This is a genomic window from Flavihumibacter sp. UBA7668, from assembly GCF_002483205.1.
Taxonomy (GTDB): domain Bacteria; phylum Bacteroidota; class Bacteroidia; order Chitinophagales; family Chitinophagaceae; genus Flavihumibacter.
On sequence record NZ_DLHM01000005.1, the window covers coordinates 872,342 to 894,491 of the forward strand.

The window sequence follows — 22,150 nt, forward strand, 5'->3', positions numbered from 1 at the left end:
TCAGTGGTGGCGCGGGATAGATGGTGTTTGAGTGATGGATGAGTGGAGGATTAGAGATGGGTTAGCACATCCCAGATAATAACGAAAAATATTCATACTAAATATGGGAAAAAGACCGGGTTTTAGCTGATTTAGGATTGCTAAATTCATTGCACCTTTTAATAAATAGCCAAATCTTTTCTATGGAAGTGCATTTCCTGGATGTAGGTAATACCAAATATGGTGATTGTATTTTAATTACACATGACGGAAAGTCAATTTTAGTGGATGGTGGCCATCCTGGTGATTCTCCCATTATTCTCCGGCAATTAAAAAAGATCTTAAAAAAGAATCCGCCATACGTAATAGATTTATTGATTGTTACCCATTGCCATAGTGACCATATCGGGTGCCTTCCTGCTCTAATTAAAATGGGGGATATCGAACCACAATATGCTCTCCTTGCTGATCCTGAATATGGATTTGCTGAACAAGGTTTTAGTATGGAGGATCGTGCTACACATTTGGCTGATAGTCCGCGTGCTACATTTTTTTCTTTGCTTGCAGAAGAGGATCATACCGACATGAACAATGAAGAACTGGAATTATTTATTGAAGATGTAGCAAAGTTGAGTGATAAATACAGGGAAATGTATGAATCGTTGCCAAATGTTAGTTTTTTCAGAGGGGTGGATAAAATGGACGGATCAATAGAAAATAAGTTTGCGGATTTTGGTTTAAAAATTATAGGACCCACTCATGAGCATTTAATTATTTGTAAAAACTTGTTGGAACAATCTGCAGATGCTGCAATTTCTGAAGATTCCCCCATGTTCTCTGATGAATTGGATCGGTCGAAAATGATGGAAGCGTATAGAAGTATTGTAGGTAAAATTAAGGAAGATGCATTTGTTGCCGGGTTGGAGGACAGGCCTGGTCCGGGTGCAGCAAAAAACAATCAGAGTATTGTGTTTTCTGTTGGTGATAATACAAAAGGTGCCAAAACTTTGCTGGCTGGAGATATGCAATTAGCTAAAGCAGAAGTAAGTGGATTAAATACGGACATGGATTCATTAATTGAATCGATATTTCAGCTTATTCCTTTTGATGTGGTAAAACTTTCACATCATACCAGTTATAATGGCATTAGTGAGGCATTATTTAGTCGATGGATTGAGAATCAAACAACGCTATTCATTCATACGGGCGGAAAAAACGATGCTACTCATCCCGATACCAAAGTTTTACAGTTTTTAAAAAAGCAAAATCGAAAGATTAATTTCCTGCGTACGGATAGAAATGGGCTAATAAGTATAATTCCAAAAGCAGGTGGGCAGTTGGAGGTACTTCCAGCTAAAGGCAGACCAAATGATTTCACTCCCAATATTCCCGATGATACCATTACTGAACAAGTACAGCCTGCAAACAAAATTTCAGAAGCGCCTCCTGGTGGTTCTATAGGAAGTTCGGCTCTAACGACGGTTTCTGAAAAAAATGGTGGACCTGCTACCAATGAAATATCAGCAAGCGATTCATTTGTTGAGGTAAAAGCAAAGATTCCACATAGTTCTACCAGAGTAACTATCACAATTGATATAGATCCTGAAAAAAAAAAGAGTGAAAAGGCGGTTGTAGATTATCCACCCTTGCCCCCTGCTACCTCAGATCGGTTTAATAAATTATTATTTGTAACATCATCAAAAGGATTGGCCAAAAATATTGGTGAATCTGAAGCCGGAAATGTAATCAATCTTATCAAAGATAATTTTCGGGCGCCATTAGTTGATCTTCCTTATCCAACAACAATACAGGAGGCTGTAGTATTAGTTCAGCAAAGGATTAGAGATTGTAAGGGTATTGTACTGGTTGGAGGGTATGATATTGTACCATCCGAACCATTAGATGTTTTAACTCCGAAGCAAAGGAAGAATATTGAACTGGAAGGGTATAAAATAAAGGACAGTGATAATTTTATTGTTTGGTCAGACGATTGTTATGCTGACTTAGACAATGATTCTTTACCGGAATATCCTATTAGTAGAATTCCGGATGGCAAGGATGCAGCATTGATTTTTAATTCATTAAATGCAAGTTTGAGCAATCCTGAATCAAAGTTCGGAATTCGTAATGTGGCCAGACCATTTGCCAAACAGGTTTTTGACTCAATTCCCGGTTTCAGTAAAGATTTTAAAGTATCAGAAACAGCTATTTCGGAACATCTTGATCAGGAGATGGCAAAAGGGGCCGTATATCTAATGCTCCATGGTTCTGATTTTGATGGCACAAAGTTCTGGGGAGAGGAAGAAAACGGATATTTATTAGAGGCAATTAATATTGAAAAAATACCTAAAAACACAGCTGGTTCTGTGATTTTTACAGGTAGCTGTTGGGGGCATTAACAGTTACACCCAGAGCCAGTAAGATACAACCCCAAAAAGAGGCAAAGCCCAAAACAAGCGATCAGTCAATTGCATTAACTTATTTAAAATCAGGCGCTTTGGCATTTATTGGATGTACGGGAACACATTATTCGCCTGGAAAACAGCCATATAATTACTATGGACAGCCGCTGCATGATTTATTTTGGTCCAATATTAAAGCTGGTCAGGCTCCGGCTTTAGCGTTATTTAATGCCAGAAAGAAGTACAGTGTTGGTATACCTCATCGCCTGGCTGATGCTTATAGTGTTGCGATTGAGTTAAAGATTTTTCGTCAATTTTGCTGTTTAGGCCTGGGTTGGTAAAAACCAGGATATTTGGTATATTTATGTAGTAAAATAAGGGTTATGGATAACAATCCCATTATTGAATATTTGAAAACCTATATGAAGGGTATGGAAGCTGTTCCGGATTCTCAATTGGAGGATAAAAATCAGGAAATGGCCTTTTCTGTATCTAAAGCATCTATTCCCACCATCAAACAAAAATGGGACGAGCAGGGTAGTGCTTTACAGGAGGATTCCGATACGCTTGAAACTGAAAATCAGGCAGGAAGGAATCGTGTTATTGTGAATGTTGTAAGACCCAAAGAAACAAGGCAGGATGATCCTGCAACAATCCGTCAGCGTTCCATCATTTTTTCTGCCAACAGCAAGGAGCCGGAAGGTTACGAAGGATAGTGGTGCTTAACCCGCCCATCCAATCCGCCTGCATTTTTTTATCAGCTTTATGGTTTCGGACTACATAGTAGTCGGTGCCAAACAGTACCCGTGATCGGAGTGTTTCATTTTGAAGTGTTTCTTCAGACCGGCAACAATTTGGCTTTCGGTAAAATTCACCTTTTTCATTTTCGAGATTTAAAGTTAACAATTCAAGTAATTGGTAACTCTAATTCCGCTGGCCGAATATTGGGGACGCCTACAAGCGTTCAGATCAAAAGTGGTGCGGTCAGCCTTGGTAGTAAATTATGTTGTGAAATATACAAATTGTGAGCAACTAGTTACTCTGGGCCTATTTCTGATATTAATAAAAGTATGCTTCAAACACGATCGGATAAATGAGATTAACCAACAATATGTACTTATGCTGGAATTTCTGCAGGAGGAAAAATAGGTGTGACTGGAGCAGGATTGCCTGTAGGTAAAATTCCCATAAATTGGGCAGCTGGTGCAAGTAATACTTATATCATAAAAGATTTTAGAAAATGAAATATTTTATTAGCATTGTGCTTTTAATTCTTGTAATTTTTCTTGTATTTTATGGCATACCGAATACAGATAAAAATATTACAGAAGCATATCAAAAATTATATTCAGCAAAATTAAATGGTTCAATTGAGTATTTAGACATAAAATATCACCGTGATAGTTTCAAATTAAATAATAGCGAGGAGTATGTTTTTTCATCCTTTCCAACTTCATTTAATCATAAGAGTTTTGCCTCTTTAGCAAGAAAAGGGAATTTGGTTGTTAAATTGCCAAATTCTGATACTCTAACTCTTATCAAAGACGGCATTATCTATAAGTTTCTTATCAAAAGGGAATTATAGGAATGGCTGAAATAAATGCAGGAGAGTATTCTGTTAGTAGTTTAGAAAGTAGGCAAATGTGGAGTTTAGGACTAGGGATGGAGCTGCATTTGAATGGCGGTAGAATATGTATTATTTTGATTGATTTCATTTATAAAGATCAAGGAATAACATGGGTTGTTGATACCGATTATTTGATAAAGTGATTTATACATTTGAAATTGGTGAGGCGACTTATTAAATCGACATAATCTTATCCTGATAAATAAGTTTTCCCTGCTACGCAACGTTTCGGGCACTTACGTTTGTCTTGCGTTTATACATGATTAACCCTTTATTCTGATGAAAAAACTAACTGCCAGCCTGGCAGCCTTCTTTCTGTTTCTTTTTTCCTATGCGCAGGAAAGCTTTACAATAAGCGGTACCATTCGATCCAAGGCTAAGGGCGAAACGCTCATTGGTGTTACCATATTTACCAATGCCGGTGCCACCAGCAGCAATGAATACGGTTTTTTTTCCCTTACGCTTCCGGCTGGCCAATATGAACTTACCTGCAGCGCCGTCGGTTATACTTCCAACACAACCACTGTAAAACTGGACAAAAACAGGCAGCTGACCATTCTGTTGGAAGATGCCTCCAACAGCCTGGAAACAGTGGTGGTAACTGCTCGTAGTAACAGTCGCAGTATCAGCAATCCTCAAATGGGGGTGGAGAAATTATCAACCTCCGAAATAAGAAATATTCCGGTTTTATTGGGTGAACGGGATATTCTGAAAACCCTGCAATTATTACCCGGAGTTAAATCGGCAGGCGAAGGAAACAGTGGATTTTATGTGCGAGGCGGGGCCGGCGACCAGAACCTGATTTTACTGGACGAAGCCCCCGTTTACAACGCTTCCCATTTATTGGGTTTCTTCTCTACCTTCAATTCCGACGCCATTAAGGACATGACCCTGTACAAAGGCGGCATGCCGGCTCAATACGGTGGAAGGTTATCCTCTGTACTGGATATAAAAATGAACGATGGAAATAATCAGGATTACAATGTGAGTGGTGGTATAGGGCTGATTTCCACAAAACTAAATGTGGAAGGTCCTATTCAGAAAAACAAATCATCCTTTCTGTTAACCGGCAGACGTACCTATGCGGATCTGTTTTTGAAATTGTCAAACGATTCTTCCATCAATTCCAATACACTGTATTTTTATGACCTTAATGCGAAGCTAAATTATCAGTTAGGCAAAAAGGATCGTCTCTATTTATCAGGTTATTTTGGTAAGGATGTGCTGGGGGTTGGTGAAACCTTTGGAATAGACTGGGGAAATACAACCAGTACCCTTCGTTGGAACCATATCTACAGTAATAAACTATTCTCCAATACCTCACTGATTTTCAGCGATTACAAATACAAAATATCCATTCGCAGTGGTGGTGATAATTTTGACATTAATTCAGTGATCCGCGATTGGAATTTGAAACATGAGTTTCAATGGTATGCAAATACCAGCCATAACCTGCGCTTTGGGTTAAATACGATCTATCATACGATACGTCCGGGTGAAATTAATGCGAAAAATAGCGTTGGTGTTAATGATACCAAACTGCAGCAACGGTATTCCTGGGAAAATTCGATTTTTCTTACCGATGCATGGAAGCTTTCTGACCGGGTTAATATTACCTATGGCCTAAGGCTGACTGCATTCAGTATTTTAGGAGAAGGGGATTATTTTGCCATCGATAAGGAGGGAAATGTTACGGATACCTTCAGTTACAAACGGGGGGAGTTTGTAAAAACCTATATTAACCCGGAACCTCGTCTTGCTGCCAGTTATGTATTTAATAAACAGAGTTCGATAAAAGCATCCTATGTGCGGAATGTACAAAACCTGCACCTGGTATCTAACTCTACTTCTTCCAACCCTACTGATAAATGGCTGGCAAGCACCAATATTATAAAGCCGGAAATTGCAGATCAGGTAGCGCTGGGGTATTACCGGAATTTTGGCGGACATCGATTCGAATTAAGTGTGGAAACCTACTACAAGCAGCTTCAAAACCAGATTGATTATCGCGACGGAGCCGATATTTTTTTGAATAACGATGCAATAGAATCCCAATTGCTGTTTGGTAAAGGACGAGCCTATGGTTTGGAATGGCTGTTTAAAAAACGTACCGGAAAATTTACCGGATGGATCAGCTATACCTTATCGAAAACGGAACGCAAAATTGATGGAATTAACTTTAATCGCTGGTACAATGCAAGGCAGGATCGAACCCATGACCTTGCCATCGTAGGTTCTTATCAGATCAATTCGAAATGGAATGTATCGGCTAACTGGGTATATTATACGGGCGATGCAGTAACCTTTCCGGCTGGCAAATACCGTGTTGATGACCAGACGGTTTTTTATTATACCGATCGAAACGCCTACCGCCTTCCGGCCTACCACAGGCTTGACCTGGGGGCTACTTGTCAGTTAAGAAAAAGAAAGAAATATTCTGCAGAATTGAGTTTCAGCATTTACAATGCATATGGACGGGAAAACGCCTATACCATTAATTTCAGAGATAATAAGGATGACCCCTCTCGTACCGAAGCGGTTCGGTATGCCTTGTTTAAGTTTATCCCTTCTGTTAGCTACAATTTTAAATTCTAATGAGTATGTATCATACGGTAAAGAATAGGGTACACAGGTTTTATTATTTGTTTATGGCAATGTCACTCATGTGCTTGTGCGCCTGTGAAAAAGTAATAGAGCTGAACCTGAAAGGTGCAGAAAAAAAATATGTCATAGAAGCACAGGTTACCGGTGAAGCTGGGGAAGCGCAGGTCTTGATTAGTAAAACAAAAGATTTTGACGACAACAACGACTTTGCAGGTATTTCCGGCGCTGTTGTTACTATTGAGGAAGAAGGTGCAGCGACAGTTACCCTAAGCGAATCGGCTCCCGGGGTTTACCAACATGCAACCATGCAGGCTGCCAGCGGAAAATTGTATAAGCTGACGGTAGTAGTAGACGGGCAGCAATTTACAGCCTCCTGTCGGATGCCGGAACGTATTGAACTGGACAGTGTATACAATACCAGTGAATTTGTATTTTCCTCTTTACAGAATGTGGTGAATGCAGATTTTCAGGATCCTCCTGGTCGCGGTAATTATTATCGGTTTGTTCAGTACATTAATAATGTTCGGATTAAACAGTTTACGGTACAAAGCGATGATTACACAGATGGACGTTATGTAAACAACAAACTCTTCTATTTTGCTGATGAAAACAGCAATGAGCCGGAAGAAATCAAATTGGGTGATTCGGTTATTGTTGAAATGCAAAATATAGATCAGGCTATTTATAAGTATTGGTATAGTTTGTCGCGCAGTGCCCTGGGTGGAAGTGGGCAGGCTACGCCAGCCAATCCGGTTACCAATATTTCAGGAGGCGCTTTGGGTTATTTTAGCGTGCATCCGGTGCAGTCAAAAGCATTCAAGGTTAAGTAAGTTAGCACCGGATTGTCCGGATTTATTCTATATTTATTTAATGATACGATCATTTTTACTAATCCTTTTGCTCAGCGCAATTGGTACGCTATCTGCACAAACAATTGTTCCTGGTTATTATATAACCAACACCAACGATCGTATGGAGACAAAAATAAAAATTCCCCGATCCGTTTTTGTAGCAGAAGATTTGGGTAAACTTTTATTAAAAGTGGAGCTCATCGATACGGCCAATGAATCAACAAAAATGAAGCCGGGTGATATTAAGGCGTTCGGGTTTGTCTTGCACAATAAAAGCTATAGCTATATTTCCAAGCCAACCGGGACGGATAAAAACCTGAAATTCCTGCAACCGCTTGTTCAGGGAAACAATACCAGTTTGTATTTCTTCGAAACACTTGATCAAAACGGAAGACACCAGGGTAGTTTTTATACGTTTGAAAAAGCGGGCGGAACTTATTCCTATTTATCAACCGGTTTACTGCGACTCCAAAAGGTAAAAGAGCAACTAACGGATTTTTATAAAAGCTATTCCGGCATCGACTCCCTGATTAATACAAAATTTCAAAATCGGGTGGACCTGCAGAAGGATTTAATTGATATTGCTAATGAAGTGAATCTGCGATAAGTAAAGCCCAATTATATATTCGCGTCTTTTATATCCTGGAAAAATAAAAGGAGTCTTCATAACCTAAAAATAAAAGCGGGTGCTTGTAAGTAATTGATTTTTGGGTAAATTGGAGTCCTTAAAAAAACTGTTCTATGAGTTTACAACAATCCATCACCAAAACATCGACTACAATCTTTGGGCCTGTGAAAATCTGATAAACTGGCTGCAGGCGAATCCGGCGGAATTATTGTACAAAGAATCTCCTTCCAGTTTTAATAGTATTGCCAAAACACTCAAGCACATCAGCGATACGCAATTGTACTGGTCGTCCATGATTCGCGGAACTGAAACCCCGGCTTTTGAGTATATAGCAACAGAAGTGGACCTTCCAACTGAGTTTTCCAATTTGGTAAATGAGGCAAAAGAATTAGCAGACTATGTGAAGGAAAATAAGGAGGAAATGAGTAAGCTCCATTTGATAGAGTCGGAATGGTTTTCCTCCAATTTTCCTAAATATGAATACCTGCAGCATTTAATAATTCATACGACTTACCACCGCGGACAAATTGTAACCATTGGGCATGTGGTTGGTCTTTCCAAAGCACCCATGCTGGACTTTAATTTTTGGAATGTTATGACTATACCACCTTCCAGCTCTCCTGCCAGTGTTTAAATTGTAAGGGCGTAACAAAATACCGGGCGAAATTTCCCTCATGAAGACCTAATAATTCAGATTCAACCGCGTACACAAATTTTTCCCGATCTGCTTTGGGCAGCGTAAGAGAAGCAGCTTTAATAATGTCAATGGCAGCCGCTTTTGCATGAGGCGCAGTGATAATTTCAGCAACCAGCCGGCGAATGTTTTCGCGGTATTTGCTGCGAAAGGGATCAGGTTCGCCCAGGGTTTGGCGTTGCGCTGCATACAAGCGGGCGGAGCGCTCATAGGCCCAAAGAAACACGTCTTTTAATAAGTCTATTCGGTTCAATTCATACACACCCAGCAATCCTTTTACATAGAGCTTATCCGGCACATCGATAAAAGATAAGGGAGCCAGGTTTTTCCTGTTTAAAGGAATATTGGCTGCCAGCCGGGAAACTCTTTTGTTGACATCCTCAAAAGGCTGCAAATAGGGGAGTTGTACCATAAGAAAAAACGCCTGCTCGAACGGGTCCTCAATCATAGACGCTTTCTCAATCAGCAAAGCGAACATTTCTTCTACTAATTGAGGAATAGCAGTTGGTGTATATATAGAACCATTGATGCCCACCGCATGTTTTCTTAGCGCACCGGAGGAAGCCGTATCAGGTAATAAATTGTCTGATAATAAGGCGTGCAGGTTTAGGATGGTATACCGGTTGATTCCAATATCGGGTGAGTCATTGACTAAAAATTCAATGGCATCCTTGTGGTTCAGAATCATCTGCGTTTCGATGGGTGTTTTTTCACCGGCTATTGCACCTTCCTTCAGCAGGCGCTGCGTTTCTAACAGAGAATAGGTATTTCCTTCCAGCCTGCTGGAATTCCATGCCAGATCAATGAGTAAACGTTCTAAAATTTGTTTGGCATAGGTTCCCGCAGGTGCTTCCATTTGAGCAGTTATGCCTAATGCGGCCAGCTTTTCTTTATCGTGTTTTGTAAGATAGCTGGTTGTATTTGGCTGGTAACTGTCTAAAAAATCCCTGTTATAGCCTACAGGTGTTCGCTTCTCTTGCGGTTCTGCAATCTTTCTTAATATATCTCTGCTATTCCAGGATAAATGAATGGGACCTGCTTCTAAAAGGGCTGGCTCCTCCACCAGAGAGGTTTGGTCAAATTTATAGCGAACCGCCCGGCTTTTTCCAAAGGATACCAATTCTCCGGTATTGATAAGTTCCTTTAGTCTTCTTTGCAGGGTTCTCCGGTCTGGAGGATGCAGCAGCCGCTCTTCGATTGCTTCTATAGTTAAGCCATCCGGTTCACCTGAAAGGGCATGCCTGATTTGGTTGAAATCGTTCCGGTATTTTTCATGCCTGCTCATTGTAGCGAATATTATTACGACAAATTTACATAAAATATGTCGGGATATTTATTTTCGCGACAAATAATTAAATATTTGTCGCGAAAATAAATGCCTTCCTTGCACATTTTTTTCTCCCTGACTGTAAGTTTATCTCCAATTCTGCAACTAATTAGTAAATCAAATTTATGTTTCAACCATGAAGGTGGCGGAATTTATTGCATTGATCAATCAGCACCAGGCCATCCTTCATAAAATCTGTACGCTGTACAGAGATTCAAAAGAGGATCGGGAAGATCTGTTTCAGGAAATAGTTTTCCAATTATGGAAATCAATAGAAAAGTTTGAGGGAAGATCCGGGTTCAGCACCTGGATGTACCGGATTGCACTCAGTACAGCGATGGCTGTTTTCAGAAAAAAGAAAGCTCCGATATTTTATACGGATGAATTGCCGGAAATGCAGGAGAAGGTAGAAGAGTTATCAGATCAGCAGGAACAATTTCTTGCAGCCTTAAAAAAACTGAACGATGCTGAAAAAGCGTTTATTACCCTTTATCTGGAAGACCTGAGCTATAAAGAAATTGCTGCCATCATCGGAATAACCGAAAATAATGTCGGTGTAAAAATGAACCGAATCAAAACAAAACTTCAACAAATTTTAAATACTACACTATGACACAGGATCCTTTAAAAGCAGGCTGGAACAACCTGACGACACAACCAAAAACAAAAGAAGCCATAAGCGGAATGATGCAGGAAGCTTCCCATCCGGTATTGAAACCAATCAGACGCCAACTGATTTTGGAGTCGATAGGATTTACCCTTTTTCTTATTGTCTACTATGATTTTTTTGACGGGCATGATAAATCACTTGCAGCGAATAGTGGATTGGTGACTGCCCTGGTGCTGGCAATCGCGCATAATTTGATGGGCTATTATTTTGCCAGAAGACAACCGGAGGGGGCAACCATTCGGGAATCCATTTTTATGAAGACAAAACGCCTTCTGCATTTCGCTGTTCTTTCAGTGATCAGCCGGATATTGATTTCAGCAGGCTTTCTCTATTTCTTTTTATCGGTGATTCAATTGGAGGATAAGAAAAGCTGGTTATTATATGGTGGACTGGCTATGGTGCTGATTCAGCTGATTTTGCTTTCGAAAATCTGGGCCGGCAGGCTGAGGCAGGTAAGGGAGGTGCAGGCAGGGTTGAATGCCTGAATCACCATATAGTGTGATTTTTGACAAGTTTTTCATTTAAAATTATTAAATTCACTGTAAAATCACAGTATAATGCTAAAAAAGGTCATCGGTAAAGCTATTCGTGATAGGAGAAAGGCTTTGAATATTACCCAACCTGTTTTGGCTGAACTTGCTGATATCAGTTTGAATTCTCTTTACAGATTTGAAAGAGGGGAATCAAATCCAACCCTTGACCTGGTAGAAAAAGTGATTACGGTTTTAGGAATGGAATTAAAACTGGAGGCAAAAAAAATAGAAAGGTAAATAAATGAGATCTGTTGAAATATATTGGAACAAGCAATTGGCAGGTCTTCTTACAGAAGAAAATTCGACCAGCTATACGTTCAGGTATACGGATGAATATTTTGCCGATTCATCAAAGCCTCCTGTAAGTGTAACAGTTCCGAAATCACAACAGCTCCATGTTGCCGATCACCTGTTTCCTGTTTTTTTTAACCTGTTATCAGAAGGTGCTAACCGCCAACTTCAATGCCGGTTATTGAAAATTGATGAGGACGATGATTTTGGATTGCTATCTGCAACAGCGCAGTATGATACAATTGGGGCAATAACAGTTAAACCGGTTAGTAAGTGAGTATGCCAGAAATAAAATATTGTCCGGGTAGTTTAGCCGAAGGTTATTCTACTTATAGTCCGGCATTTCTACGCAGAATGTTTGACGGTAAGAAGGTAAGTCACGTGTTGCCCTATGATGCTCCACAAAAAAATGAAGTAGAAACAGCACTATTCCTGGATAACCGGAAACGCATTTCTATATCAGGAGTTCAGGAAAAATTATCACTCCTGCTTGAAAAAAACCAACTTCGTCTGGTTCGGGAAGGAGAACAGGGTACTTATATCCTCAAGCCCATTCCGAGGGATCTAAAAAAAGTTGATCAGGTGCCGGCAAATGAACACCTGACCATGCAGATTGCATCACAGGTGTATGGAATAAATACCGCTGAAAACGGCCTGATCTTTTTTAAAGATGGTACACCCGCCTATATCACGAAGCGATTTGATATAAAAAGTGATGGTAGCAAATGGGGTAAAGAAGATTTTGCAACACTGGCAGGGCTTACCAAAAAAACAGGTGGCAACAACTTTAAATATGAATATTCTTATGAAGAAGCTGCCCGCCTGATAGTTAAATTTGTGCCTGCATGGCAGATTGAAATAGAAAAGTATTTTACACAGGTTGTTTTTAATTATTTATTCTCGAACGGTGATGCACACCTTAAAAATTTTGCTATACTCGAAAATATTAATGGAGACCATTTTCTGAGTCCGGCGTATGATTTGGTGAATACCCGAATTCATGTAGACGATACTGATTTTGCATTAGATAAGGGGTTGTTTGCTGATGATTTTGAATCTGATGCGTTTAGGATAACCTATCATCGAAGCTTAGAAGATTTTATTGAGTTTGGGCACAGAATTGGAATTGAAAATAATCGCCTTCAAAAACTGATCGATCCTTTTTTGGTAGAGGAGGAAAAAGTTGAAAGTCTGGTAAAGAGATCTTTCCTTTCTGAGGCAACCAAGAGAGGGTATTTACATACGCTTAGGACAAAGAAAAATTGGTTAGTTAGAGGGTGAGTTGTTAAATAAAGAACCGCACTGCTCTCGCAGCAACGGTTCTCTTCGTGGTTATAGTTGTTTCAGTTGTTTTAGTTGTTTCGGTGGTTGAATGGGCTGTGGCTTAAGTAATTTGAGTCCGGTTATTTTCCTGCTCAATTGGGTTTGCTCATTGACCATCTGTGTTAACTGATTCATCTTGGCTTTAAATGCTGCTGCAGCTTTTGCTTTTTGTTTGGCTGCTGCAATGGCACGTTCTCTGGCATCGGCAATAAAATCTGAATGAAAACGGTTAACGGATCTGTCCAGTTGACTGTATAAAGGATCTCTGTATATTTCTCTGAATCCATTTGCATTCGGATGCATGGTTCCATTCTGATCACCCTGTAAAAAAATGGATTGTCCCACTGTATTGAAATACCCTTCGCAATTACAGATCCCTTTTCTCAATGCTTCATTGGCAACATTCACAAAATCCCAGCCATGTGTTGTGGCCGCCTGTTGTACCCGCTGGTTTAAGGCAAGGAAAATATTATCATGTACAAAACGCCAGTCGGCATCGCTCATCTGATTTTCCAAGGGGCCCCAGCAATCCCATGGTGCCAGTGCCCTGCCATTATCCTGTTTGCAGAGATTGGCATCGTATCCGCCCCCGGGAAGTGGATTGCCTGTCATTGGGTTGGGATAATTAAACCAGATCACTCTGCCTACATCCATTTTTGATTCCAGGTAGTTTTTGAACAGATTGTAGGTTTCGGGTAAGCGGTTTAATTCGCGGCGAACATCTCCCATCAATTGGGCATCTTCCCGCACTTCCTTGAAAAAGGATAATAATCCGGCTGATACCACATTCGCAAACCCCACATCATTTCCTCCACCGTCTGCCAGGAGTATATCCAATGCATCGTAGTTGTTTCTGTTTAGCCAATTGTCGACCAGATCCACCTGAATCCCCTGTTTAACAGGTGTCTTGCCTGGCTCAACCGGTTGTGCTACGGCAAAGAAATCCAGCAAACGCGCTCCGCTGCAGGTGGTATTGATATAATCCAGTTCAATGTCCAGGCGTTCCGCTTTTAATTTTCGGATCGCCAGTTCACCGCCGCTTTTGGATGAGCGATGACAGGGGTCATGCATCCAGGCATCTCCTTTGGCGCCTTCACCGGATGCATAGGAATCACCGAGGTATGCAATGGTAAGCGGACGAGGCATTACAAAACTGCGAACCGGACTATTCAGGGTCAATTCACTGCTTGCTCCGGTGGGCGTATTGGTTCTTGCCCAGGCATAAAAAATTCTGGTGCCTGGGGAATAAATTTTTTCTCTCCTCCCTGCTGCTTTGTTTTTGTGTGGGAACACAACCGATGCAAGGGTGGTTCCATTGGTTACGGAACCCAGTGTTGCAGGGGATTCAAAATATTTGGAGGGATCGCGTCGTTGCATATTAAATGCATTCAAAACAGCCATGGAATCCGTGCCATAAACAACGGATACTTTTGCCTGGCTGGTACTTAATCCATTCAGGTTTACTGTTGCAGTTGCTTTTCTTTGACCGGGTGCCAGCGGCATTTTAATAGACGAAAACTGTGCGGTTAAACCATTGGCCAGTAAGAGGCCGGATAGTAAAAAAATAGGAGCATTCATCCTTTTCATACAGGTTAATTTATGTTTTTGATAATGGTGGAAATAGAGTTGGTTATCGCATCATACAGGCGATGGAAACCACCGGAATAAAACGGGTGAAGGTCCAGCTGCGATCAAAAATGCAGCGCATGCCATAGTTGAGTACCACGCTTCTGTTGAATCGCCAGTCGCCACCGAAACTGATGGTATTGGGTTGCACCACATCCCATTTTACGGTATTGCCGACCACTTCAAATCCGGTGGGAGCTCCGAATACTTTTTCCAGGGCTTCGGTAGGCGTTTTGAGTCCCTTGCGCTCATATAAAAACTCGGCGAAAAAATTGAAATAAGGTCCGCCATAACGAAGGTTCATCCCCATGGTAAATAACATATTGTCTGCCACAGCGAGGGCGGTTTGTTCTTCTCCGCTTTGGGTGTTTCGTAACTGGAATTCCAGTTCCTCTTCATACCAGCTGCTTCGTAAAAGTCCGGAGAGCAGTAATTTCTTGCCCATACCCAAACTGCCATTCAGCCAACCGGAGAAGCCGGTATTTCGATTGAGTCGGAGTGATTTCAGGGAGCCTTCGGCATCGGTTTGATAAGAGTATACCCTGCCTACTGCAATATCCAGTGAACTGGCATTCCAGTGTTCTGCTGTAAATAGTTTCGCCCGTTCATTGATTTCATTGTTACGTCTGGAATTGATGGAAAGTAATTGCTCTTCTGTGCTTTTTATCTGATCACGTAATGCGGGCTTTTCCAATATATTGGTGGTGCTGTCGAGCTGTTTTTCCAATTGGGTGAGGGTTGCCTGCAGGTCGGTTTTTTCCTGTTTATAACGTTCGCCTATATCCGCATAAAGTTCTTTGGCCATGAGCGGATCATGTTTGCGGAAGAGGTTGGCTTTAAGTGCAAATCCGATCCGGCGGTCTTCGTTTTCATCCTGTACTGATCCTACAGAAAGATCAAGGGAAGCCATTTTTCGCATAAAACCCGATGCTGCCTGGTATTTACTCAGGTCTTTCCGATTGTAGAAAATTTCCCAGACAGGCTGCGATTGCAATGCCAGATTGGGATTCAATCGCCATGATTTAAAGGACCAGTCCACCTTGAAATCCTTGATATCGGCAGTTCGGTTTACCTGAGAAGGGGTTACACCCATGACATCAAATACAGGTGAAGCGGGGATAGCAAATTCCTTGGGTGAAATCCGCTTATTGATAGTTTCTTCCTGCGCAAAAACGCCAAAAGCACTGATTATAACGGTTAGCAATAGGGTTATTCTTAACAGCATACAATAAATTTTCTGCTGTAAAGTTTGTATTTCGGATGCCCCTTTTCTATACCGGAACCAGGCGGATTTTGAATTCAAAAAATACCTGAATGGAGGTAATAGAGATTCAATGGAACAGTTCTACCTTAAGGCACAATAAAAAAATAGTATGATTGGAAGGGTGATGCGGAAACGGAAAATTGTGTTGCTGGCACTAGCCTTAAGCTGGATGACAGCACTGCATGCACAAAAGTTAAACGAAGACAGTCTGCACCAGCTGATTCACCTGGCGGAATCTGATTCTGCCAGGGTGGAAGCCATGCAGGTGCTGGCAAATTATGAAATCAAACACCTTGAAAAGGACAGCCTTGGTGTACAGCGACTCCTGGAAGCAGGAAAGCTGGCGGAGAAAATCAGGTTTACATCGGGTTTATTACAGGGACAGTTTATTTTGGCTAATTACCACCGAAGCAAATCGAATTGGGCGGAAAGTATTGAATTGTTTAATGGAGTGATTGGTGTAGCGGGTAAATTATCCAACGATAGTTTGAAGAATCGTTTCCTGATGATGGCCTATAATAACCTGGGCGGTATTTACAACATCAATGGAGATTTCAGCAGTTCGCTGGAGAACCGTCTGGAGGCGATGAAAATTGTAGAAAAGGCAACGCCAAAGAATTTCAATAACCGGGCACTTATCTATCTCAATATTGCCAGTGATTACCGGCAATTGGAAATTCCAGCCAAAGCATTGGAATACCTGAACCGGACCCGGATGTTTTTTGATTCTTTGTCGAACCGGTTGAAAATGGAATATTATTATGAATATTACCAGAACTATATTCGGGTGGACAGCATCTCAATGGCGAAGCAAACCCTGGATAAAATGGGGGCAGGTGTACGGGATTATGAATGGAGTGTATTTCAAAAGAAAGATTATGGGTTGATGCATACCAAACTGAGCGCAGATTATTTTGCCGATATTGAAAAGGCCTATCCTTTAGCCATGATTCATGCCAATGATGCAATTACCCTTGCTAAAGACTTAAAAATAAAAAATGAACTGGCGGATGGTTATTTCCGATCGGGACGGATTTATTTTCTTCAACAGGATCTTCCGGCAGCTATCCGGCAATTACAAATTTCCTATGATTCCGCTTCGGCTTTCAATCTTAAGAACATTATGCGCAAATCAGCTTCCCTGCTTGCAGAAGCCTATGCAAAGAAGGGTGACTATGCGAAAGCCTATCAGTTTGAACGGGAGGCCAGGCAGATAAACGGACTCATATATGACCAGGAAAAAACAAAGGAGATCAATTTTCTGGAATCCAGATACCAGAACCAGAAAAAGGAAACAGAAATAGCAGAACTGCAATTGTCCAATATATCCAATGAATTATCACTGGCTAAAAGAAATAAACAGCTATGGATCGGCGCCAGTATTGCTGCTGTTACACTTATTCTGCTATCGTTATTATATCTGACAACCAGACAGCGTAGCATTCTTGCTGAAAAGGATCGGGTGTTTCAAACCGAACAGATTAAATTCCTGGAGGGACAACAGCAGGTGGTTTCACTCCAGTCGATGGTTAATGGACAGGAAATGGAACGTACCCGGATTGCAAAAGACCTGCATGATGGGTTGGGTGGCTTATTCTCTACCGTGAAAATGCATTTCAGTGCCTTGCAGCACGAGAATGCTGAGTTGAAGGAAGATGGGCTCTTTACTAAAAGTTATGAATTGATTGATACGGCAGCTGAGGAGGTTCGACGAATTGCACATAATATGATGCCGGATGTATTAATAAAAATGGGTCTCTTGCAGGCGGTTCAGGAGTTTTGTAACAGCATTTCTGCAACCCGGCAAATGAAAGTGACCATGCTGGAATATGGAATGGATCAACGGCTCAATGCTTCCACTGAAATTATGTTATACCGGATCATTCAGGAATTGTTGAATAATATTATCAAACATGCCCGTGCATCAGAAGCGATTATCCAGTTCAATAAAATTGAGAATCGGTTAACCATTACTGTGGAAGATAATGGAGCTGGATTTGATTTGCAGGAATCAGATGGCGCAGTTCATGCGGGATTGTCTTCCGTTCAAAGCAGGGTAACTTATCTGAACGGACAGTTATCCATTGATTCGGAAAAAGGAATAGGTACAACAGTAATGATGGAATTTTTAATAAATGAGTAAGTTGCAGTATAATGATAAGTATCATAATTGTGGATGATCATCCACTGGTAGGAGAAGGCGTTTCCACAATGATCCGCAGTTCGGGTTATCATTCTGTTGTGGCGATTTGTAAAAATGCAGCAGAGGCGGTTGAGCAGATTAAAGCACTTAACCCGGAGGTGATTTTACTGGATATTAATCTGCCGGATACAGATGGAATCGAACTCTGTTCCATCATCCGGAAATTTAATAAAGCCACAAAAATAATAGGCCTGACCTCTACCAATGAGGCAGGCATCATCAGTTCCTTTCTGGCCAATGGCGGAAATGGGTATCTGTTGAAAAATATGGAGCGGGAGGAATTAATAAAAGCGATAGATGAAGTAATGAGTGGGGCGATTTATTTAAGCAAGGCCGCTAATCAGAAAATACTGGAGCAATTTAATTCAGTACTGGATGCGGTTCATGCCAGACCGGTACTGACCCGCCGGGAAAAAGAGATATTACATTGGTTATATGAGGGATTAACTGGTCCGCAGATTGCCGAGAAGCTCTTTCTTAGTCATTATACGGTGGAGACGCACCGAAAAAACCTCATGCAAAAGCTGAATGTTAACAGTACGCAGCAACTTATCAGGCAGGCATTGGACCAGAAATTATTAAATTGAACGAAATACCGTTCAATGGATAAGGGCAACAGAAGACGATTTTTTTTGAAGTCTGCCGGTTTGGGATTGCTGCCAGCCATGCTTCCTTCCATCCCCGGACTTGCTCAGGTAGGTACTGCTCAACAAAAGGTTGCCATAAAACCTATCGTTAAATTCTTTGGTGATGGCGATCTTATGGAGCCGGATGCCTATCTCCGGATTCTGAATGAATTGCAGGCAAAGGGGAAAGTTGGCAAGGATCGCTATGGGATAGGTGGCTCTGTGGAGGATCTGGAGAAGGAAATGGCGAAACTTACCGGTATGGAAAAAGCCATCTTCCTGCCCAGCGGTACTATGGCCAATCAGCTGGCTATTTCCCTTTTAAGCGGCGACCGGGCAAAAGTGTATCTCCAGGACCTCAGTCATATTTACCGGGATGAGGCAGATGCAGCCCAAACCGTTTTTTCAAAACGACTGGTTCCTTTGGGGATGGGTAAAGCCTTTTTTACAGTGGAGGAATTAAAGTTCGCGATTGAAGGGCTACCCAGTGAAGAAGTGTTTGCATCTGGCATTGGAGCAGTATCCATTGAGAATCCGATACGCCGGGCAGATGGGCAGCAGGTTCCGCTGGAAGAAATCAAAGCCATCAGTGCTTATTGCAGAGAAAAGAAAATTCCCCTTCACCTGGATGGTGCCCGCCTCTTTATGGCAGCGGCCTGGTCGGGAAATTCTATCCGGGAGTATGCCCAATATTTTGATACGGTTTATATTTCTTTGTATAAGTATCTCGGCGCTTCATCAGGTGCTATTCTTTGCGGAAAGGAATCCCTGATCAGCCAGGTGCCGCATTTAATGAAAGTACATGGGGGATCTATGTATGGCAACTGGACCAATGCGGCCATGGCCCTGCATAAACTGGAGGGGTTTGAAGATAAATTGAAGCGTTCGATTAGGGCTTTTGTTGAAATCAGTGAAGGAATAAATAAACTCCCAGATTGTTCTATCCAGCCGATTCCGGGTGGCACCAATATTTATTTCTTACAATTACCCCAGGGAATCAATGGCCCGATTTTCCAAAAAGAAATGAGAGAAGCGCATGGGGTTTGGATGGGGCGGCCGGACAAAAATGGACGGGTTCCTGTCACTGTTAATGAAACCCTTTTGTATAGGAGTCCTATTGAAGTCGTAACGGCGATTAGAAACAGTGTAAAAAAAGCCACAAACAGCTAATATAAATCCCCATACTCGCATGAATTTTGAGGTATAATATGCATCCTGCCCTGGCATAATAATTTTAATGTCCAAGGTATGAGAAACAACGCCATTATATCCAATGAAGCCAGTCTTGCCTTACCCGGCTCCTTTATGCTGGGCGATACCCATTTTATTACTGGCGAACAGCGTGATTACCGCAATCTCAACTATGCGCCGTTGGATCGGTCTGTAGCAAGACAGGCACTGGGTATTCCTGCCAATGATTTTATGCTGTTGGTAAAGGATGATTTTGCTCAGGCAACAGCCACCATCCAATTATTGCCGGATTTGCTAAAGCAATTGCCAGCCAATCAAACCGGTCAGTTATTCTTCATGGGTGGAGAGTTGGATTTGCCTGATCCTGAATTCTGCCGCGGACTGGCGAGTCTGGATGCCTATCTCGAAACCAATCGTTGTAAATGGAAATGGTTCTTTACGGGTAATAAACCGGAGCGTTTGTTAAAATATTATTATTCTGCCGCCAATATGGTAATCCTGTCCCTCAATACCAATACAGAAAAATTATTGGAATTGTTTCAATCTTTAATGAATCCTTTAACAGCCAAGAAAATTAGTTATGGATAATCTTCATGTTAAATATAAGGCCAGCGTGGAAGCCTGTTTAAGGGCCTATGCAGCAACGGAGTATTGCGCTGCCAGTTGTTTGAAAGAACAAAATCTGGAACAGATGCGGAATTGTATTCAGTTGAACATGGAAGCATCCAGTGTATGTAAAACCACAGCAGATCTGCTGGCCATGCAGAGCCCGTTTGTTTTCACTATCCTGACACTGTGTGCCGAAGTTTGTGAATCCTGCGCAGTGGAATGCGAAAAACATGAGCATGAACATTGTCAGGAAACAGCCGTGCTTTGTAAACATTGTGCCGAAGAATGCCGCCTGCTTTTATCTTAAAAATACTAGTATGAAAAATTCTACAACTCATACCACCTTACGTAAACGCAGAAAAACTGCCAGAAGGAAGTCCTCCTATTTTGCAAAATCAACTCCTTCCTATCGCGATAATCAAAATGAGCAGATGGGCAGCTATGAAGAATCGAAGGATGGATATCCTGAAAAAAATGTTACTGAAGATTCCGCAAAATCTGCCGAATAATTTTTTCGTAAGCAGCTGCATATTTCATCATGCCGATATCGTTGGGATGTACGCCGTCTACCGTACTTTCCATATCAAATCCGATGGCGGGTGCTTTTAGGATATGAATATTTTTTATCCCTTCTTTTTTCAAGTGCCGATAAATTTCAGCTACTGTTTTACTTCCCTGATCAAACCCGGTGCGTTGAGCAGCATCCATATTGGTGCCGGGTAATCCGCAACAATGTTCAGTCAGAATAATTGGCAGGCCCGGATTTTTTTCCCGGAGTGCTTGAACAGCGTACTGATATCGCTTTAACAATTCTTCTTTTGGATAAAGTTTGAGATCGCTCAGGTTCGGCATACAATCAAGCACCACCAGTTTAGCCGGATGTTCTGCTATCAGATCAATTACTTCTTTCTCCATCCGGCCATTACCTGAAAAGCCCAGATTAACAAAAGGTGTGGACAATTTTCTGCCTAAAATATTTGTCCAGGCAAGACCTGCTCTTGTAGCACAGGCTCCCTGTAAAATAGATGTGCCATATAATACAATGGGTGCATCTTTATTCGGTTCTAGCCAAACCAGTGGTTTGTCTTCCGCTACGCCAATTTCCATCCATCTAACAGTATTGTATAAGGGCAGATAGAGACGGTATTCCTGAATTGAAATGGAAGAGTCTATAGCTGGGAAATTATATCGGATGGTATCACCAAAACTATAGTGACCTCGCACCCAATGCCAGTTATCTTTTTGATCCAGAGCATACAGGTCGATTCCGCTTACACCGGTAGCCGGCATATGGGGGAATTGCAATCCGCCTGTTACCTGGTACCGGATATTCATTTTTTTAGCGTCGGTGCTGAAACGAAGGTAGGTGCCGGCTGAGTTGCGTGCTAATCCCATTACTTCTTTACGAACCAGGCCAATGGCTTTAGCCGGCAGGCGATCATAAAATTGATCCAGATTGTTTTGCCAGAGGCGGCCTTCTATGACAGGTTGATTGGCCATGGCCGGATTATTCCAGGTGATTGTAGTAGTTGATTGGGCGATGCTGGCTGAAGGATTGCTAACATAAAGCAGGCAGGCAAGCAGAGGGGAGATCATCCATTTCATGCGCGCTAAATTAGAGCTTCCTTCACGATTTTTACCTGAATTTTATCAAATTGCGCAGGTTCTTTGCTGCTCCCGGTAAAAAGCGTAATTTTTACAT

At 41.6% G+C, this 22,150-nt stretch carries 24 protein-coding genes; 20 read left to right on the plus strand and 4 right to left on the minus strand.

Translation table 11 applies throughout. The features are described 5' to 3' along the window. Positions 1-137: 137 nt before the first annotated feature. From B2746_RS15825 to B2746_RS15865, 9 genes are all read left to right on the plus strand, one after another. A complete protein-coding gene (locus B2746_RS15825; RefSeq protein ID WP_290795847.1) occupies positions 138-2,378 on the plus strand; it encodes a ComEC/Rec2 family competence protein in 2,241 nt (746 codons plus the stop codon). Continuing rightward, positions 2,366-2,722, plus strand: coding sequence for a hypothetical protein (locus B2746_RS15830; RefSeq protein WP_290795849.1), 357 nt, complete (start codon positions 2,366-2,368; stop codon positions 2,720-2,722). The genes B2746_RS15825 and B2746_RS15830 overlap by 13 nt, the downstream gene beginning before the upstream one ends. 42 nt (positions 2,723-2,764) lie before the next feature. Then, a complete protein-coding gene (locus tag B2746_RS15835; RefSeq protein WP_290795851.1) occupies positions 2,765-3,097 on the plus strand; it encodes a hypothetical protein in 333 nt (110 codons plus the stop codon). Between the two features lie 524 nt (positions 3,098-3,621). Then, a complete protein-coding gene (locus B2746_RS15840) occupies positions 3,622-3,966 on the plus strand; it encodes a hypothetical protein (RefSeq protein ID WP_290795854.1) in 345 nt (114 codons plus the stop codon). 2 nt (positions 3,967-3,968) lie between these two features. Next, positions 3,969-4,151: a hypothetical protein gene (locus tag B2746_RS15845; RefSeq protein ID WP_290795856.1), complete on the plus strand. Its 183-nt coding sequence runs from the start codon at positions 3,969-3,971 to the stop codon at positions 4,149-4,151. A 136-nt stretch (positions 4,152-4,287) separates the two neighbouring features. Next, positions 4,288-6,603 (plus strand): TonB-dependent receptor, encoded by a 2,316-nt coding sequence (locus tag B2746_RS15850; protein WP_290795858.1) that lies wholly within the window; start codon positions 4,288-4,290, stop codon positions 6,601-6,603. Between the two features lie 53 nt (positions 6,604-6,656). After that, positions 6,657-7,442: a DUF4249 domain-containing protein gene (locus B2746_RS15855; RefSeq protein WP_290795860.1), complete on the plus strand. Its 786-nt coding sequence runs from the start codon at positions 6,657-6,659 to the stop codon at positions 7,440-7,442. A gap of 40 nt (positions 7,443-7,482) precedes the next feature. Further along, positions 7,483-8,070 carry a hypothetical protein gene (locus tag B2746_RS15860; protein ID WP_290795862.1) on the plus strand — a complete coding sequence of 196 codons (588 nt, stop codon included), beginning with the start codon at positions 7,483-7,485 and terminating at the stop codon, positions 8,068-8,070. A gap of 100 nt (positions 8,071-8,170) precedes the next feature. Beyond that, positions 8,171-8,725: a DinB family protein gene (locus B2746_RS15865; RefSeq protein WP_290795864.1), complete on the plus strand. Its 555-nt coding sequence runs from the start codon at positions 8,171-8,173 to the stop codon at positions 8,723-8,725. Here B2746_RS15865 and B2746_RS15870 read toward each other — a convergent pair. Then, positions 8,691-10,070 (minus strand): Fic family protein, encoded by a 1,380-nt coding sequence (locus B2746_RS15870; RefSeq protein ID WP_290795867.1) that lies wholly within the window; start codon positions 10,068-10,070, stop codon positions 8,691-8,693. The genes B2746_RS15865 and B2746_RS15870 overlap by 35 nt on opposite strands. Before the next feature lie 178 nt (positions 10,071-10,248). Here B2746_RS15870 and B2746_RS15875 point away from each other — a divergent pair, with 178 nt between their 5' ends. From B2746_RS15875 to B2746_RS15895, 5 genes are all read left to right on the plus strand, one after another. Further along, a complete protein-coding gene (locus B2746_RS15875) occupies positions 10,249-10,725 on the plus strand; it encodes an RNA polymerase sigma factor (protein WP_290795869.1) in 477 nt (158 codons plus the stop codon). Further along, a complete protein-coding gene (locus B2746_RS15880; RefSeq protein WP_290795871.1) occupies positions 10,722-11,267 on the plus strand; it encodes a hypothetical protein in 546 nt (181 codons plus the stop codon). The genes B2746_RS15875 and B2746_RS15880 overlap by 4 nt, the downstream gene beginning before the upstream one ends. A gap of 72 nt (positions 11,268-11,339) precedes the next feature. Continuing rightward, the gene (locus B2746_RS15885; RefSeq protein WP_290795873.1) at positions 11,340-11,552 is read left to right on the plus strand and encodes a helix-turn-helix domain-containing protein; all 213 of its coding nucleotides are present in this window, start codon (positions 11,340-11,342) and stop codon (positions 11,550-11,552) included. 4 nt (positions 11,553-11,556) lie between these two features. After that, positions 11,557-11,883, plus strand: coding sequence for a HipA N-terminal domain-containing protein (locus B2746_RS15890; RefSeq protein WP_290795875.1), 327 nt, complete (start codon positions 11,557-11,559; stop codon positions 11,881-11,883). A 2-nt stretch (positions 11,884-11,885) separates the two neighbouring features. Continuing rightward, positions 11,886-12,887, plus strand: coding sequence for a type II toxin-antitoxin system HipA family toxin (locus tag B2746_RS15895; protein WP_290795876.1), 1,002 nt, complete (start codon positions 11,886-11,888; stop codon positions 12,885-12,887). 51 nt (positions 12,888-12,938) lie between these two features. Here the strand turns inward: B2746_RS15895 and B2746_RS15900 are convergent, their stop codons facing one another. Then, on the minus strand, positions 12,939-14,516 hold the full coding sequence (locus B2746_RS15900; RefSeq protein ID WP_290795877.1) for a hypothetical protein: 1,578 nt from the start codon (positions 14,514-14,516) through the stop codon (positions 12,939-12,941). Positions 14,517-14,559: 43 nt separating this feature from the next. Continuing rightward, positions 14,560-15,780: a hypothetical protein gene (locus B2746_RS15905; RefSeq protein WP_290795878.1), complete on the minus strand. Its 1,221-nt coding sequence runs from the start codon at positions 15,778-15,780 to the stop codon at positions 14,560-14,562. 148 nt (positions 15,781-15,928) lie between these two features. Here B2746_RS15905 and B2746_RS15910 point away from each other — a divergent pair, with 148 nt between their 5' ends. From B2746_RS15910 to B2746_RS15935, 6 genes are all read left to right on the plus strand, one after another. Further along, positions 15,929-17,962, plus strand: coding sequence for a sensor histidine kinase (locus tag B2746_RS15910; protein ID WP_290795881.1), 2,034 nt, complete (start codon positions 15,929-15,931; stop codon positions 17,960-17,962). 11 nt (positions 17,963-17,973) lie between these two features. Continuing rightward, on the plus strand, positions 17,974-18,609 hold the full coding sequence (locus B2746_RS15915; protein WP_290795883.1) for a response regulator: 636 nt from the start codon (positions 17,974-17,976) through the stop codon (positions 18,607-18,609). A gap of 15 nt (positions 18,610-18,624) precedes the next feature. Continuing rightward, a complete protein-coding gene (locus B2746_RS15920; RefSeq protein ID WP_290795885.1) occupies positions 18,625-19,818 on the plus strand; it encodes a threonine aldolase family protein in 1,194 nt (397 codons plus the stop codon). 78 nt (positions 19,819-19,896) lie between these two features. Further along, positions 19,897-20,427, plus strand: coding sequence for a hypothetical protein (locus B2746_RS15925; RefSeq protein WP_290795887.1), 531 nt, complete (start codon positions 19,897-19,899; stop codon positions 20,425-20,427). Then, a complete protein-coding gene (locus B2746_RS15930) occupies positions 20,420-20,755 on the plus strand; it encodes a four-helix bundle copper-binding protein (protein WP_290795889.1) in 336 nt (111 codons plus the stop codon). The genes B2746_RS15925 and B2746_RS15930 overlap by 8 nt, the downstream gene beginning before the upstream one ends. Positions 20,756-20,765: 10 nt before the next feature. Further along, a complete protein-coding gene (locus B2746_RS15935; RefSeq protein WP_290795891.1) occupies positions 20,766-20,957 on the plus strand; it encodes a hypothetical protein in 192 nt (63 codons plus the stop codon). On the opposite strand, the gene B2746_RS15940 is transcribed toward B2746_RS15935, so the two are convergent. Further along, complete coding sequence (locus tag B2746_RS15940) at positions 20,926-22,053, minus strand: SGNH/GDSL hydrolase family protein (protein WP_290795894.1); 1,128 nt, start codon at positions 22,051-22,053, stop codon at positions 20,926-20,928. The genes B2746_RS15935 and B2746_RS15940 overlap by 32 nt on opposite strands. Positions 22,054-22,150: the final 97 nt, after the last annotated feature.

Bases quoted from the DNA above. Each gene is read 5' to 3' on its own strand.
- B2746_RS15880 (WP_290795871.1), top strand. From the start codon at position 10,722: ATGACACAGGATCCTTTAAAAGCAGGCTGGAACAACCTGACGACACAA.
- B2746_RS15875 (WP_290795869.1), top strand. From the start codon at position 10,249: ATGAAGGTGGCGGAATTTATTGCATTGATCAATCAGCACCAGGCCATC.
- B2746_RS15895 (WP_290795876.1), top strand. From the start codon at position 11,886: ATGCCAGAAATAAAATATTGTCCGGGTAGTTTAGCCGAAGGTTATTCT.
- B2746_RS15850 (WP_290795858.1), top strand. From the start codon at position 4,288: ATGAAAAAACTAACTGCCAGCCTGGCAGCCTTCTTTCTGTTTCTTTTT.
- B2746_RS15870 (WP_290795867.1), bottom strand. From the start codon at position 10,070: ATGAGCAGGCATGAAAAATACCGGAACGATTTCAACCAAATCAGGCAT.
- B2746_RS15930 (WP_290795889.1), top strand. From the start codon at position 20,420: ATGGATAATCTTCATGTTAAATATAAGGCCAGCGTGGAAGCCTGTTTA.
- B2746_RS15835 (WP_290795851.1), top strand. From the start codon at position 2,765: ATGGATAACAATCCCATTATTGAATATTTGAAAACCTATATGAAGGGT.
- B2746_RS15905 (WP_290795878.1), bottom strand. From the start codon at position 15,780: ATGCTGTTAAGAATAACCCTATTGCTAACCGTTATAATCAGTGCTTTT.
- B2746_RS15855 (WP_290795860.1), top strand. From the start codon at position 6,657: ATGGCAATGTCACTCATGTGCTTGTGCGCCTGTGAAAAAGTAATAGAG.
- B2746_RS15845 (WP_290795856.1), top strand. From the start codon at position 3,969: ATGGCTGAAATAAATGCAGGAGAGTATTCTGTTAGTAGTTTAGAAAGT.
- B2746_RS15935 (WP_290795891.1), top strand. From the start codon at position 20,766: ATGAAAAATTCTACAACTCATACCACCTTACGTAAACGCAGAAAAACT.
- B2746_RS15840 (WP_290795854.1), top strand. From the start codon at position 3,622: ATGAAATATTTTATTAGCATTGTGCTTTTAATTCTTGTAATTTTTCTT.
- B2746_RS15940 (WP_290795894.1), bottom strand. From the start codon at position 22,053: ATGAAATGGATGATCTCCCCTCTGCTTGCCTGCCTGCTTTATGTTAGC.
- B2746_RS15910 (WP_290795881.1), top strand. From the start codon at position 15,929: ATGATTGGAAGGGTGATGCGGAAACGGAAAATTGTGTTGCTGGCACTA.
- B2746_RS15885 (WP_290795873.1), top strand. From the start codon at position 11,340: ATGCTAAAAAAGGTCATCGGTAAAGCTATTCGTGATAGGAGAAAGGCT.
- B2746_RS15915 (WP_290795883.1), top strand. From the start codon at position 17,974: ATGATAAGTATCATAATTGTGGATGATCATCCACTGGTAGGAGAAGGC.
- B2746_RS15890 (WP_290795875.1), top strand. From the start codon at position 11,557: ATGAGATCTGTTGAAATATATTGGAACAAGCAATTGGCAGGTCTTCTT.
- B2746_RS15920 (WP_290795885.1), top strand. From the start codon at position 18,625: ATGGATAAGGGCAACAGAAGACGATTTTTTTTGAAGTCTGCCGGTTTG.
- B2746_RS15925 (WP_290795887.1), top strand. From the start codon at position 19,897: ATGAGAAACAACGCCATTATATCCAATGAAGCCAGTCTTGCCTTACCC.
- B2746_RS15860 (WP_290795862.1), top strand. From the start codon at position 7,483: ATGATACGATCATTTTTACTAATCCTTTTGCTCAGCGCAATTGGTACG.
- B2746_RS15900 (WP_290795877.1), bottom strand. From the start codon at position 14,516: ATGAAAAGGATGAATGCTCCTATTTTTTTACTATCCGGCCTCTTACTG.